At 58.7% G+C, this 14,818-nt stretch carries 8 protein-coding genes; 3 read left to right on the top strand and 5 right to left on the bottom strand.

Going from position 1 to position 14,818, the window contains the following annotated elements:
• Positions 1-106 precede the first annotated feature (106 nt).
• Both K0I31_RS14930 and K0I31_RS14925 read left to right on the top strand, forming a co-directional pair.
• Complete coding sequence (locus K0I31_RS14930; RefSeq protein ID WP_220078888.1) at positions 107-2,056, top strand: CocE/NonD family hydrolase; 1,950 nt, start codon at positions 107-109, stop codon at positions 2,054-2,056.
• A 218-nt stretch (positions 2,057-2,274) separates the two neighbouring features.
• Positions 2,275-4,083 carry an acyl-CoA dehydrogenase gene (locus K0I31_RS14925; RefSeq protein ID WP_220078887.1) on the top strand — a complete coding sequence of 603 codons (1,809 nt, stop codon included), beginning with the start codon at positions 2,275-2,277 and terminating at the stop codon, positions 4,081-4,083.
• 507 nt (positions 4,084-4,590) lie between these two features.
• Here the strand turns inward: K0I31_RS14925 and K0I31_RS14920 are convergent.
• Together K0I31_RS14920 and K0I31_RS14915 are read right to left on the bottom strand one after the other, a co-directional pair.
• Positions 4,591-7,875, bottom strand: a complete 3,285-nt coding sequence (locus K0I31_RS14920) for a carboxyl transferase domain-containing protein (protein ID WP_220078886.1) — start codon at positions 7,873-7,875, stop codon at positions 4,591-4,593.
• The gene (locus K0I31_RS14915) at positions 7,872-9,581 is read right to left on the bottom strand and encodes an AMP-binding protein (protein WP_220078885.1); all 1,710 of its coding nucleotides are present in this window, start codon (positions 9,579-9,581) and stop codon (positions 7,872-7,874) included. Before K0I31_RS14915 ends, K0I31_RS14920 begins: the two co-directional genes overlap by 4 nt.
• Before the next feature lie 585 nt (positions 9,582-10,166).
• Here K0I31_RS14915 and K0I31_RS14910 point away from each other — a divergent pair.
• On the top strand, positions 10,167-10,943 hold the full coding sequence (locus K0I31_RS14910; RefSeq protein ID WP_220078884.1) for a TetR family transcriptional regulator: 777 nt from the start codon (positions 10,167-10,169) through the stop codon (positions 10,941-10,943).
• A 187-nt stretch (positions 10,944-11,130) separates the two neighbouring features.
• On the opposite strand, the gene K0I31_RS14905 is transcribed toward K0I31_RS14910, so the two are convergent.
• From K0I31_RS14905 to K0I31_RS14895, 3 genes are read right to left on the bottom strand one after another with little or no spacing between them, the layout of a single operon-like run.
• Positions 11,131-13,257 carry a 3-hydroxyacyl-CoA dehydrogenase NAD-binding domain-containing protein gene (locus tag K0I31_RS14905; RefSeq protein ID WP_220078883.1) on the bottom strand — a complete coding sequence of 709 codons (2,127 nt, stop codon included), beginning with the start codon at positions 13,255-13,257 and terminating at the stop codon, positions 11,131-11,133.
• Between the two features lie 32 nt (positions 13,258-13,289).
• Positions 13,290-14,036 (bottom strand): SDR family NAD(P)-dependent oxidoreductase, encoded by a 747-nt coding sequence (locus K0I31_RS14900; RefSeq protein WP_220078882.1) that lies wholly within the window; start codon positions 14,034-14,036, stop codon positions 13,290-13,292.
• A gap of 14 nt (positions 14,037-14,050) precedes the next feature.
• On the bottom strand, positions 14,051-14,818 hold the full coding sequence (locus tag K0I31_RS14895) for an SDR family oxidoreductase (protein WP_220043095.1): 768 nt from the start codon (positions 14,816-14,818) through the stop codon (positions 14,051-14,053).

Here is a 14,818-nt window from a genome sequence, read left to right as displayed (position 1 = left end):
ACTGCATCGCCAGGCCTCGAAGGCGGGGCGGAAAGGGATAACCCTGGAGGGAAGGACTTAAGTTGAAGTAAGTGCAATAAGATCAATAACAGATAGGAAATGAGACATGGAACAAGTTAGGGGAAAATCACAGCGCGCCGCTTGTTGGCTGGCCGCCGGCTTGTTGACGATTTCGGCTGGTGTAACTCCCGTGGTAATCGCCGCGCCAATCGCCGCGGCCGAGTCTGCAACTAACCAGCCTGGGCAGAGCGAACAGGCTCGTAGCGAACAGGCTCTTAGTGAACAGGCTCTTAGTGAAAATAGTAAGGTGTCCAGCTTTGGCCACTACCAAGGCTACTCTCAGGAGCGTTTCGATGGCTGGGTGACCAGCTCAGAGTACATCACCACGCGCGACGGCACCAAGCTGGCGGCGGATATCTCGCGCCCGGCCAACCATGGCGTGGTGACGAAAGAAAAGTTACCCGTACTCTGGACCTATTCTCGCTACCACAGAGAGTTTGAGCCTGGGGTAACTAACATAGATGACGATGCCATCTTGCAGCGTCTGGCCAGGCACGGCTATGTGATCGCCAGCGTCAACGTGCGTGGCGGCGGGGCCTCTTTCGGTCGTTATCAGGGGCTGTTCAGCGCGCCCGAGACCCGCGATGCCTATGATGTCATCGACTGGTTGTCCAAGCGGCCGTACAGCAGCGGCAACATAGGTATGTATGGCCTCTCTTACATGGGGATCACCCAGTACATGGCTGCCAGCACTAAGCATCCGGCGCTTAAGGCGATCACCCCGGAAAACGGTTATTTTAGCCTCTATGACGCCGTTCGTCGTGGCGGCATAATGCGTCAGGACTTAGTGGAAAGCTGGGGCAAGGGCACCCAGTACCTGGATAAGGTACGCAAGCCAACGCCGGTCGATGCCGATAGCGATGGCACTCTGGCGGCGGCCGCCGTGAAGGAGCATGCCACCAACTTCGACCCCATAGCGCCACTCGCGGCGGCGAAGCTGCGCGACGATACCGCGCCCGAGTTCGATTGGTACAAGGATATGCCCTCGGCGATAAACACTGCCCTCAACGAGTCTGGCGTGGCCATCTACCATTTCGGCTCCTGGCATGATCCCTACACCACAGACACCTTAGTGCATTTCGAAAACTATCACGGCCCGCAGAAGATGGCCTTTGGCCCCTGGTCCCACGTCACCAATAACGAGGCGGAAAAGCTGGAGCGTGACAAGGTGTATGGCGCCGAGTTTCTGCGCTGGTTCGACTACTGGCTGAAGGGGATCAAGAACGGCGTGATGGATGGACCGCAAATTCATGTGGCCGAGGTGGATAGCATGCGCAAGCAGTGGCAGTGGATCTCGTTGCCCCAGTTCCCCCTCCAGAAGGCGCGCACCAGCTTCTATTTTGGTGAATCCAGCGCCAAGAGCGACTTGGTGACAGATCATCTGCTGTCGACTCAGGCGCCTGTGTTGTCGACGCAGAAACCCGATGCCAGCGCGCTACTGGCCTATCAGGTTAACAATCTGACCACTACGGGCACGGCAACTCGCTGGGACTCCAACTATGGCACTCAGGTCAACTATCCGGATATGACGGCTAACGACGGGCGTTCGCTGACCTTTACGACGGCGCCCCTCGACAAGGATATGGTGATCGCCGGTATCCCGCTGGTCAAACTCTTCGTCTCGGCCAGTACGCCAGATGCCGATGTGTATGCCCTGCTGGAAGAGGTGGAGGCCGACGGTCGCTCCAACTACATCACGGAAGGCAATCTGAGATTATCCCTGCGCAAGCAGCACAAGGCGCCCTGGAATAATCTGGATATCCCCTGGCATCGCGCCTTAAAAGAGGATCAGCAACTGCTGACGCCGGGCGAGGTGGTCGAAGCCAACTTCGACATCATGCCCGTGGTCTATCGCATCAACAAAGGCAATCGTCTGCGCGTCGCCATCATGGGCGGTGACAAAGACAATATGGAGGCGCCGCCATATCCCGAGGCGCAGCTCTCCCTGAGCGTAGGTGGTGCCCAGGCATCGCAAATCGCCTTGCCGCTGATGTAGCGTGTTAATCCTAATGGTTGATAAAACGGCGGAGATAGTGCTGCCGTTTCATCACATAACTTATTGAGTTTATTGGATATCGGCTTAGGTTTAGGTACCCAGTTTATACCGGCCGGGCAGATCTTGTCCCTGCGCCACAGCGCCCTCACTCGTGAGGGCTTTTGTGCCAGAGTGCGGTTCACTAGGCCAATTTTCGCAGACGTTAATGGAGTTTCCCAATGACAGTACAACTACTCAATGCCCGCGACATGGATTTTCTGCTGTATGAATTCCTGGACACAGAAGGACTACTGCAGCGCCCCCGTTATTGCGAGCACAGCCGCGAGGTGTTTGACGCCACCCTGGAGACGGCGAAAACCATCGCCGAGAAATACTTTGCCAATCACAACCACAAGGGGGATGAGCAGGAGCCGACCTTCGATGGTGAAAGGGTGCAGATGATCCCGGAAACCAAGGAGGCCTGGGATCATTTTGCCGATGCTGGCTTTCTGGCTGCCCACTATGACTTCGAAGATGGCGGCATGCAGCTGCCAGAGATCATACTGCGCGCCGCGATGGCCTATTTCAGCGCCGCCAATACCGCCACCGCCGGCTATCCTTGCCTGAGTCTGGGGGCGGCTAACCTGATCCAGAGCTTTGGCAGCGACGAGCAGAAGGCTAAATTTATTCCCCCCATGCAGGAGGGCCGCTTCGCCGGTACCATGGCGATGACAGAGCCGGGTCAGGGCTCGGCGCTGGCCGACATCACCACCAAGGCGGTGCCACAGGCCGACGGCAGCTATCTGATCACGGGCCAGAAGATGTTTATCTCAGGCGGCGATCAGAGCATCACAGAGAACATCATCCACATGACCCTGGCGAAGATCGAGGGCGCCCCGGCCGGCGTCAAGGGGATCTCCCTGTTTATCGTGCCCAAGTTCCTGGTCAATGACGATGGCTCCCAGGGGGAGCGCAACGACGTGGCCCTGGCCGGTCTGCTGCACAAGATGGGCTTTCGTAACACCACCTCTACCGTCTTGTCATTTGGCGAGAAGGGCGGCGCCGTGGGTTACCTGGTCGGCGAGCCCCACAAGGGCCTGGCCTACATGTTCCAGATGATGAATGAGGCGCGCATCTTCGTCGGCAGCACGGCGGCGGTGCTGGGCTACCAGGGCTTCAATGCCTCCCTGGAATACGCTCGTGAGCGTCCCCAGGGGCGTCTGCCATCGAACAAAGATCCAGAGTCCATGCAGATCCCTATCGTGCAACATGCCGATGTGCGCCGCATGCTGCTGGCGCAGAAAGCCTATGTGGAAGGTTCGCTGGCGCTGTGTCTATATGCCAGCTCGCTGTTTGAAGATAGCCACACGGCAGATACGCCAGAGGCCCGTCAGCAGGCCTTTATGCTGCTGGATCTGCTGACGCCCATAGTCAAATCCTGGCCCTCAAAGTACGCCCTCAAGGCCAACGATCTGGCCATACAGGTGCTAGGTGGCTCGGGTTATATCCGCGAGTATCCGGTGGAGCAGTATTATCGCGACAATCGCCTCAACCCAATCCATGAGGGGACGGAGGCGATCCACGGCCTGGATATCCTGGGACGCAAGGTGCCTATGGGAAATATGGCCGCCTATGAGCTCTTCGTGAAGGCGGTGGAAGCCACTGCCGCCGAGGCTGGCGCAAGAGAGGCGACGGCCGAGATGGGGAATTCCCTGCTCGCCGCACTTGGCAAGCTGAGCAGGCTCAATGCCGTGCTACTGCCCATGCTGGCCAAAGATCCGGATTTGGGCCTGGCCAACGCCACTTTGTATCTGGACGTGTTTGGCCGCATCACTGCTAGCTGGATCTGGCTACAGCAGGCCAATATCGCCGCGGCCAAGCTGGCCGAAGAGGGGGCTCTGTCTGTCGATGACGCCAACTTCTACCAGGGTAAGCTGCAGGCGGCTCGCTATTACCTGGAGTGGGAACTGCCGGAGATCGACCCGCAGATCGCCCTGCTGGAGAGCCATAACAGTGTGCCCTTCGATATGCAGGACGCCTGGTTCTAGTCCTAGGGGGCACGCTAGGGCTGTCTATGGCCTGGGTCTTAGATAGCCGATACTAGCCATACAAGTAGGATTAACATTAGCAATGCCAGTCGAGAGGGATCTCCGGCTGGCATTTTTTTACCTTCTGCTCTTTCTCTCCAGCTCCTTCCCTTCTGCTCTTTAACTCGAATCCCTGCTTCTCCCATCTGCGCCTCACCGAATCGCGGCATGCCTTTCTCAGCGTTCTCAGCTTTCTCAGCCTCTTCTCAGCGCGCTTTGCCTGTCGTCGAGACGCTGTATTGCCCGGTTGCATTGTATCGGCTTGGGGCAGCCTCAGGGCGCCTAGCGCTGCGTAATGCTGCTTAGTGAGCCGCTTAAGAGGCGACAGGAGAAGGGCTGTGACAGGGCCGTGATAGGGGAGGTTAGACGCGATAAAACAGGGAGAAAAAAAGCCAGCCTGTGCGTCGCACTGGCTGGCTTTGGGCTTATCTGATACCGGTAAAATGAGTTGTTTGACAGCCTTGGGCTTTACCAGGTATCGATACAGTTACGTTTCTTGCCGCTGCGCTTCTCGGGTTTTGGCAGGCAGGCCAGACCGCGAACGATCCAGTCGCGGGACTCCATGGGGTCGATCACCGCATCCAGCTCCAGATAGCTGGCGGTATTGATGGCGCTGCCGTGGCTGTAGAGCTTATCCACCATGGCCTTGAAGGTGGCCTCGCGCTCCTCAAGATCCTCTATCGCCTCCAGCTGTCGCTTGGCCGCGATGCGCACCGCACCCTCTATGCCCATGGCGCCAAACTCGCCACTTGGCCAGGAGGCGGTAAACACAGGTGCGGTGAAGCCGCCACCCGTCATCCCCATGACGCCCAGACCATAGCCCTTACGCAGCACCAGGGCGAACAGAGGCACAGTGCTGTTGGCGCCGTGGACGAAGAGGCGGGAGATATGGCGTACAGTGGCGCGTTTTTCCGACTCAGGGCCCACCATGAAGCCAGGGGTGTCGCACAAAGAGATCATAGGGATATCGTGGGCGTCACACAGCTGGATAAAGCGGGCCAGTTTGTCGCCGGCATCGGCATCTATAGCGCCGCCGAGGAAGCGTGGATCGTTGGCGTACAGGCCGTAGGCCTTGCCCTCGATACGCACCATGGCGGTGATCATATTCTTGGCAAACTCGCGCCTTAGCTCCAACACCGAGTCCTTGTCACACAGGGTGTCGATCACTTCGCGGATGTCATAGATGGCCATGCGGTTTTCGGGGATCAGATGACGCAATTTGCGCTGATCCGCCACCTGCCATTCGCTCATATCGCCCTGGAAGTAGGAGAGGTACTTCTTGGTGACCGCAACCGCCTCGGCTTCATCTTCTACCAGAATGTCGATCACCCCGTTGGGGCTGAGTACCGACGGCGGCCCCACCTCTTCGGGTTTAAAGACGCCCAGGCCGCCGCCTTCGATCATCGCCGGCCCCGCCATGCCAATGCTGGCCTGACGGGTGGCGATGGTGAGATCGCACACGCCGTAGAGGGCCGCGTTACCGGCAAAACAGTTACCGGCGGCGATACCCACGGTGGGCACCAAACCTGACAACTCGCCCAGGGAGGAGAAAGTGTGCAGGTTCAGGAAGGCCACACCAGGGTAGTCGGTATCCGAGGGGCGCCCACCGGCCCCCTCGGCGAATATCACCAGTGGCAGTTTCCACTTCTTACAGAGTTCCAGCAGGCGGTCGGTCTTCTTGTGGTTGACCAGGCCCTGTGAGCCCGCCATGACAGTGTAGTCGTAGGACATCACGGCGCAGCGTGCGGCTTCCTCGCCGAAGCTATTGGCATTGACTGTGCCTATGCCGGTGATCTTGCCATCGGCCGGGCTGATCTCCACCAACTTATCGATGGCATGCTTCTGGCGCTGGGCGGCGATGGCCAGCTGGCCATATTCGTTAAAGCTGCCTTCGTCGAGGAGATCGTTAAGGTTTTCCCTGGCGGTGCGCTTGCCCTCGCTATGACGCTTGGCCACGGCATCGCTGCGGCTCTCATCCAGTGTCTTGTCGCGGCGGTCGAAGAACTCGGCCAGGTTGGCGCGGATATAATCGAGATCGATCTCCATCTCGGTCTGACCGCCGGTGACTGAGACCTCGCCCGGCTGAATCACCGCCAGGATCTGATGCTCGTCGATCACCTCGCCGATGTTGCCGGTTAGCACCTCGGTGACGATACCTGCGTGCTCAGATTTTACCGGGATCTCCATCTTCATCGCCTCGATGACGGCGATCTCCTGGCCGGCGTACACCTCGTCGCCAGATTCGATGTTGACCTGCACCAGCACGCCTGCGGTGGGAGACTTGACCCCCTCACAGCCGGCGGGAATATTCACCGCCTGCACCGTCTCTTGCTGGTCGCTGGCGATGTTGAAGAAGTGCTCGTGGTGGTCGTCATCGGCCAACAGCTCGGCCATGTGGGCCTCGACGAAGCGGGTGCTGAGACGGTTGTGCTGCACCTCTTCACGCTGCAGCAGATTCATCAGCAGCGCCTTGTTGCTCTGCACCCCGTCGATATTCAGCGCCTTGAGGCTGAGGTAGACTTTGTTTAGCGCGGCGCTGTAGTCTTCGCCCTTGGCGATGATCTTGGCGCCCAATGAGTCGTAGCTGGGGCTGACCTTGTAACCTGCGTACAGGTAGTCATCCACGCGCACGTTATGGCCGTTAGGCACCTGGTAGGCCTTGATCACCCCAGAGGCAGGCTTGGTGCTGCCATCGGGCAACATCTGCTCCAGGTTGATGCGGGCCTGAATGGCGCAGCCGCGTTTGATTGGCGCTTCAGTCAGCGACAGCTCCGCCAGCGTCTTACCGGCGGCGAGCAATATCTGTAACTTGACCAGGTTCAGGCCGGTGATCTCTTCGGTGATGGTGTGCTCCACCTGGATCCGTGGGTTGATCTCCATGAAGTAGAACTTGCTGTGATCGTCAGCATCCAGCAGGAACTCGAAGGTGCCAAGGCCCTGGTATTTCACGTCGCTGGCCAGTTGTAATGCCGCCTCGATGATTGGCATGCGCGTCGCGTCGTCAAGGCTCGGGCTGGGGGCGATCTCCAGCAGCTTCTGATTACGGCGTTGCAGGGTACACTCGCGCTCCCAGGCATGCACCGCGGCGCCTGTGCCGTCACCCAAGATCTGCACCTCGATGTGACGGGCATGTTGCACCAGTTGCTCCACGTACAGCTCGCCGCTGCCGAAGGCGATGATCGCCTCCTCGCGGCACTGACGATAGGCCTCGGCCAGATCCTCATAGCGGCTGACGGGACGCATGCCGCGCCCGCCACCGCCGGCCAGGGCCTTTATCATCACCGCCGCGCCATCACCCAGGCTGGTGAAGAAGGCTTGCACCTCTTCCAGGCTGCAGGGCTTGTTGATGCCGCCGGTGAGCGGCGTGTCTGAGCGCAGGGCGGTTTCCCGGGCGGTAGCCTTGTTGCCCAGCAAGTCAAGCAACTCGGCCGATGAGCCGATGAAGCAGATCCCCTCCTCGTGACAGCGCTTTGAGAAGCTGCTGTTTTCAGACAGGAAGCCATAGCCGGGGTGCACGGCATCACACCCATGGGCCTTAGCCACGGCAATCAGCTGCTCGATATCCAGGTACGCCTTGACGCCGCGGCCTTCGAGGGCCACGGCCTGATCGGCCTTCTTGGTATGCAGCGACTGACTGTCGTCTTCGGCGTAGATTGCCAGGCTGTCGATGCCCATATCGGCACAGGTCTGTGCGATACGGATAGCGATTTCACCCCGATTGGCAATCAGGATCCGATTTAAAACACGTGTCATAAACTTTTCTCCAGATCCACCTTACGGATCTTGCCGGTGGCGGTCATAGGTAATCTCTCCTGGATGCGGATCTCCGGCACCTTGAAGATGGCCATGGCATTCACACACCAGGCCTGCAGGGACTCTTGGGTCTCGTCGAAGCCCGGCTTTAGGGTAACGAAGGCCACGGGCACCTGACCCTTGCGCTCGTCGGGGCGACCGACGACGCCGCATGAGGCGATGGCCGGATGTTGGCCCAGCATGCTTTCCACCTCGGTGGGGAATACGCTCATGCCGTTGACCTTGAGCATCTCCTTGCGGCGGCCCAGATAACGGAAGAAGCCTTCCTCTGTGATCATTCCCAGATCGCCGGTGCGGTACCAGCCACCCTCTTCAAACAGGTTTTTGTTCAGATCTGGCTTATTCCAGTAGCCCTTGAGTAGGGTTGGGGTGCGGATCTGAATCTCGCCTTCCACGCCCAGGGGCATGAGCTCGCCGGTGACAAAGTCGCAGATCTTAATCTCTGTGCCGGGCACGGGCAGGCCAAGGAATGCCGGGTCGAAGGAGAGATCCATGTCATCCACCTGGAAGCCGCGGGTGAAGGTGTCACAGGTGTGGGTCTCTGTCATGCCATAGGCCACCTCGAACAGTGTGGTGCCGGTCAGCTCGCGCCAACGTTGACGGTAGTCTCGGTTGAGTTTCTTGATGAAGGAGATGCAGGGCACTGTGGTCAGCGAGGTGAGGTCGAACTGGTGGAGCTGAGGGTGGTTGAGGATCTCATCCACGCTGTCTATCAGCATGATGGTCATATTGACCTTGTGGTGGTGTACCAGCTCCATAAAGGCCTTGGTGTCCCAGCGGGCCATCAATACCAGAGTCGCGCCCGAATACAGGGGGAGCAGTAAGCCTGTGTCTTCGCCGGCAATCCAGAACTCTGGCAGGAAGCTGAGCATCACCAGATCTGTGCCTTCGGGGCCGACCTCGCCAAAGGTGACCGGATAGTAAGAGGCCATGGTGCCTATCATGTTGCGGTGGGTGTGCATCACGCCCTTGGGCATGCCAGTGGTGCCGCTGGTGTAGTTGATGGCCGCAAGATCGTCCAGCGCCGGGATATAGTCCAGTACTTCCTTAGAGGCGTTATCTATCGCCTCGAAGAAATCGATAATGCCATCTGCCAAGGGGGTCTTGGGGATCTCAAACAGATCAGGCAGCACGGCGGTGATGGCGCGGGGCCTGACATCGGTATAGCTGGTGGTGATGATGTGCTCTATGCCCAGCTCCTGACAGACGGGGCGCATGGTGGGCAGCAGGGCGTCGTAGCATAGGGCGACCTTAGGTTGACTGTCACCCAGCTGGTGGCGCAGTTCCATCTCTTTCGACAGTGGGCTCACCGGCATGTGCACGGCGCCGCACTTTAAGATGCCGAGAAAGGCGATGTGAAACTGCGGGCAGTTGGGCATGAACACGGCAACACCGTCACCCTGGCCCACGCCAAGCCCTCTGAGGACGTTGGCAAAGCGGGTGCTCATCTCATCCAACTGGGCGTAGGTCAGCTCATAGCCGTAGAACTGGATGGCCACCTTGGTAGGGTTGAGTCTCGCCCAGGCGGAGAGATACTCGGTGACCGGCTTTTCGCCATGGGGGTAGATGGGTTCCCGGGTTGTGCCTTTGGGCCATCTTGCCGCTTGGAGTGCTTTGACCTGCTGGAGATAGGTTTGCTCGTTCATGTTTCTGCCTCGCTATTGTTGTTATGGGCCGGTGCCGGTCATATCGTGCTAACCCGTGATTAGCCCTATGGCACCACCTGGCGTATTCGATTCAAGTCAACCCAGTCCTTGCAGCCGGAGCCGTTAACTGTCCTGCTTGAAATTTCTTATAGTCTTGTTGACGCTGCGACACCGTATCCCGCGGCCGTTTCGACCTTGATTTTTGGTCGGCAGCCATCTGTGGATTTCGGCATTAGGCATTACTTATACAGCAAATGTATAATTACAGTAACTATAAAAATATGTCAATTATGATGTTAATACTTACGACTTATTGTTAAATTAATTTACATTTAGACTTGTGTGGACGTGACATCTCTGAAGGCGAGACCGGCGTGGCGACGAGCTAACGAAAGTTCGTTTTATCAAGGCAGTAAGTTAGAATGCCGGGATATTTTTTATGTGCTTTCGAAAAAAAGCGTTTTTAAGAAAAGTGTTTTCGAGACAAGCGTTTTCAAGAAAAGTGTTTTTAAGAAAAGCGTTTTAATGAAAGGCATTTTCAGGAAAGGCATTTTCACTTGAAGCGCGCTCAAGGTGAGGTTTTAGGTGGCGGACGATATGGCAGACGGTAAGGCTGAGGGGAAGGTAGAGGGCATGGCAGAAGGTAAGGCTGAGGTTAAGGTTAAAGGTAAGGCTGAGGTTAAGGCTGAGGTTAAGGCTGAGGTTAAGGCTGGGGGTAAGAGAGCCGAGATGAGCCTCAGGGAGCGCAAGAAGCTGCAGATGCGTCAAACCCTGCTGGATATCGCCGAGGAGCTCTTTTCGACCTTGCCTTTCGAGGAGGTGATGGTCGATGAGATCGCGGCGCGGGCCAACATCAGCCAGAAAACCTTTTTCAACTACTTTCCCACTAAGGCGCAGTTGCTGGAGGAGCTGCTGCTGAGCTGGCTGCGCCAGGTTAACCTCTGGCCGTCACCCACGGAGAATGTGACCGATGTGCGTTCGGCGCTGGTGCCGCCAAACCTCAATGAGATTCAGCTATGGGTGATCGCCCACAGGCATATTCTGCAGATGATCATGCGCCACACGGAGCTCTTCGCCTCCGTCTATTACTCCTCCCAGGTGCCTGCAGGCAAGAATCTGTTATTCCCGCCCGAGTATCGCCAGCCGCGGATGGACAGGGTCAAGCGGGCGCAGGAGCAGGGCGTCATACGCGGCGATATCGCCCCAGAGCTCGTCTGTGAGATGTATGACCTGCTGCGCATCGACATAGTGCAGCGTTGGCTCTGTATGCCTGAGGAGCAGGCCTGTGGCGAGCTGTATCAACGCACCTATGATGAGATGGTGGCCATCTTCTTCCGCGGACTGCAGCCCGACAGTAACTAGTCTGAACCAGACCGGTTTGCACTTAGCTTGGTGATTGCTGTTTCTTGTTTAGTGCAAAGCCAGCCATAATGAAAGCTAGTTTCGACAGACTTCGAGCACGACGAAAGCGCGCCCTTGGGCGCGCCTTGTTTATCAGCAGATATTTGCTGGCCGTGAGTTAGCTACACGGCCGTTCGCCAATCGCCAGTTAAGCCTGGTATTGGGCGAAGGTCTTGCCTTCTCTCACCAGCCGCTCCAGCAGGGGCGCAGGCTTAAACCACAGCTCTCCCTTGTCGAGGGTGTCGCGATACTTGTTCAGCGCCGTCAGGACCGTCTCCAGACCTATCTCGTCGGCATACTGCATTGGGCCGCCACGGAAGATGGGGAAACCGAAGCCGTAAGCCAGCACTACATCGATATCGCTGGCCCGCAGGGCGATGCCTTCCTCCAGGATCCGCGCCCCTTCGTTGATGATGGGGTAGATGGTGCGCTCGAGGATCTCCCGGTCGCTTATCTGCTCTGGCGAGCGGCGGGTCACGCCAAACTCCTTGGCGGCCTCGGCGGCCAGCTCAAGCACCTCTGGGTCCTCCTGTTTGTCGCGTCCCTCGTAAATATAGAGGCCGCGGCCCGTCTTCTGACCGTAACGCTGCTTGGCATAGAGCTTGTGCAGTATGGCGAAGTGGCTGGGGTCCAGATCTGTGGTGAACGCCTTGCGATCTTCCCGGGTGAGGATGCCCACATCGATACCGGCCAGGTCGACCATGGAGGGCAGCCCCATCGGCATGCCGAACTCTGTGTGTACCTTGTCTATCTGCGCCGGGCTCGCCCCTTCGAGGATCAGCGACATGGATTCACGCAGGTAAGAGTCGGTCGCCCGGTTGCCGATAAAGCCCCAGCAGACACCAGAGACCACAGGGACTTTCTTGATGCGCTGTGCCAGCTGCACAGTGGTGAGCAGGGCATCCGGCGCCGTCTTGTTAGCGCGCACTATCTCCAGCAGCCTCATCACGTTCGCCGGGCTGAAGAAGTGCAGGCCGAGCACGTCCTGAGGGCGGGAGGTCACCGCCGCTATCTCGTCCACATCCAGGGTGGAGGTGTTGGTGGCCAGTATGGCGCCGGGCTTACAGGTGGCATCCAGGGTCTTAAATACCTGCTTCTTGATCTCCATCTTCTCGAATACGGCTTCGATCACCAGGTCGACATCGGCGATGTCGGCATAATCTGTGGTGCCGCTGAGCAGCGCCATGCGCTCATCGAGCTGGGCCTGACTCAGTTTGCCCTTCTTGAGGGTGTATTCGTAATTCTTGCGGATCACCCCAAGGCCACGCTCAAGTGCCTCGCCGTTGAGGTCCAGGATCTGGGTGGGGATCCCCACGTTGATGAAGTTCATGGCGATGCCGCCGCCCATGGTGCCTGAGCCTATCACCGCCACCTTGCGGATCTCGCGGGTCGCCGTGGTTTTAGGGTCTATTCCAGGGATCTTGGCAACGCCACGCTCGGCGAAGAACAGGTGTTGCTGGGCGCGGGCCTGGGGCGTATTCAGGCACTCCATGAAGAGCTGATGCTCACGCTTGAGGCCCTCGGTCAGCGGCAGTTCACAGGCGGCTTCCACCGCCTGAATGCAGCGCTCGGGGGCGTAATAGCCGCGGCTGCGTCTGGCAATGGCGGCGCGAAACTCGTTAAAGATCTCACTGCTGATGTTGCGGGTATCGACACTCATCTCGAAGCAGCTGCGCTTAGGCTGGTGCTGCGTGACCAGCTCTTGGGCAAAGTCGACCGCGGCCTGAATGAAGTCGCCGCCCTCTTGATACAAATTATCGATCACCCCAGCATCCAGCATAGCCGCCGCGCCGAGGGGGCGACCACTGGTGATCATCTCAAGCGCCAGCTGAACGCCACCGATGCGGGGCAGGCGCTGGGTGCCGCCGGCGCCGGGCAGAATGCCTAAATTAACTTCGGGCAGACCCAGCTTGGCCGCAGGCAGGGCGATGCGGTAGTCGCAGGCCAGCGTCAGCTCGCAGCCGCCGCCAAGGGCCAGGCCGTTCACGGCGGCAACAACCAGCTTAGGTGAGTTCTCGAGGGCATCGCAGACCTGAGGCAGGTTTGGCTTGGCGAGGGCGTCGTCGGAAGAAAATTCGCTGATGTCGGCGCCGCCGCAAAACAGCTTACCCGAGGAGGCGAGCAATATGGCATCTACCGACTCATCGGCTTCGGCTCTCTTGAGATCGGCCAGCAGGTGGGTGCGCAGCGCCAGCCCCAGGCTGTTGACCGGAGGCTGGTTGAGTATGATGACGGCGGTGCGTCCGTGAATTTGGTACAGGGTGGCGTTTGTCATAGGGATACCCTTGTTATTGTTGTGAATGAGGATTAGATGGCAGAGACGCCACCATCGATGGCAATGGCCTGGCCGGTCATAAAGCCGTTGTCCGGGTTGACCATGTGCAGCATGGCGCTGACCACCTCATTTGGATCGGCCAAGCGGCGCATGGGCACGGCGCGGGTCAGCTGCTCGATTAGCGCGGGATCGACCCCCTCGGTCACCATAGGCGTTGGGGTGAAGAAGGGGCAGATGGCGTTGACCTGGATACCCTGGGCGGCAAACTCCAGCGCCGCGGTGCGGGTTATGCCGACCACGGCATGCTTGGCGGCCACATAGGGGGTCAGCTTGGGGGCGCCGTTAATGCCGGCCATGGAGGCGACATTTAAAATCGCCCCGCACTTATGTTTCTGCATCAGAGGGATCTGCGCCTTCATGCCAAAGAACACCCCCTTGGTATTGATGGCGAAGCTAAGGTCCATGTCGGCCTCTGTGGTCTCTAGCAGGCTCTTCATGGGGGCCGAGATACCGGCATTGTTGATGGCGATATCCAGACGGCCAAAACTCTCTTCGGCCAGCTGGGCCAGGGCCAGCTGATCGGCCTCGATGCTGACATCACAGCGCTGGCCGACCGCGCACTCGCCCAGCTCGCTGCACAGGGCGTCGAGCGCCGTATCGTTAATATCGCCCAGCACCAGCTTGGCGCCCTGAGGGGCCAAGCGCTGGGCCAGCAGCTTGCCAAAACCGCTGGCGGCGCCCGTGATGAGCACCACCTTACCTTCAAAATTCGACTGCATTGATTCTTCCTCTGTTAGAGCGTCAGGCCGCCATCCACCACCAGAGTTTCCCCCGTGGTGTAGCTGCTGGCATCGCTGACCAGGTAGAGCACGGCGCCGGCCATCTCGCTGGGCACGGCGTGGCGGCCCATGGGGATCCTGGCGATCAGCTGCTGATAGATCTTGTCGTTGCTGAACAGGGCGCCGGCAAACTGGGTCTTAGTGAAACCGGGCAGCAGGGCGTTGCAGCGGATTCCTAGCGGCGCGCACTCCTTGGCGAAGGCCTTGGTCATGCTGACCACGGCCGCCTTGCTGATGGAATAGATCCCCTGCATCTCCCCAGGCTGCAACGCATTGACCGAAGCGGTGTTGAGGATCACCCCGTGGCCCTGCTCGCGCATCATGCGACCCGCGGTGACCGACATAAAGAAGTAGCCCCTCAGGTTCACCTCCATGGTCTTGTTGAAGGCATTGAGATCCGTATCGAGAATATGGCCGAAGTAGGGGTTGGTGGCGGCGTTGTTGACCAGGATATCCAGCCTGCCGTGTTTGGCCTGGATCTGCTCGAAGGTGGCCTGGATGGCCTCGAGATCCCCCACATGACAGGCCATCGCCTCGGCGCTGCCGCCATTGTCGATGATCTGCTCGGCCACCGCCTGGCAACCTTCGGCCTTGCGGCTGGCGACAATCACATGGGCGCCATATGCGGCCAATAGCTCGGCGATGGCGGCGCCTATGCCGCGGCTGGCGCCGGTTACTAGGGCGATACGCCCGCTTAGGTCAAACAGTGATTTATTGTCCAT

The organism is Shewanella spartinae (genome assembly GCF_019457555.1).
Taxonomy (GTDB): domain Bacteria; phylum Pseudomonadota; class Gammaproteobacteria; order Enterobacterales; family Shewanellaceae; genus Shewanella; species Shewanella loihica.
Note: the sequence above shows the minus strand (reverse complement) of the source record. Positions and strands in the feature narration are given on the sequence as shown.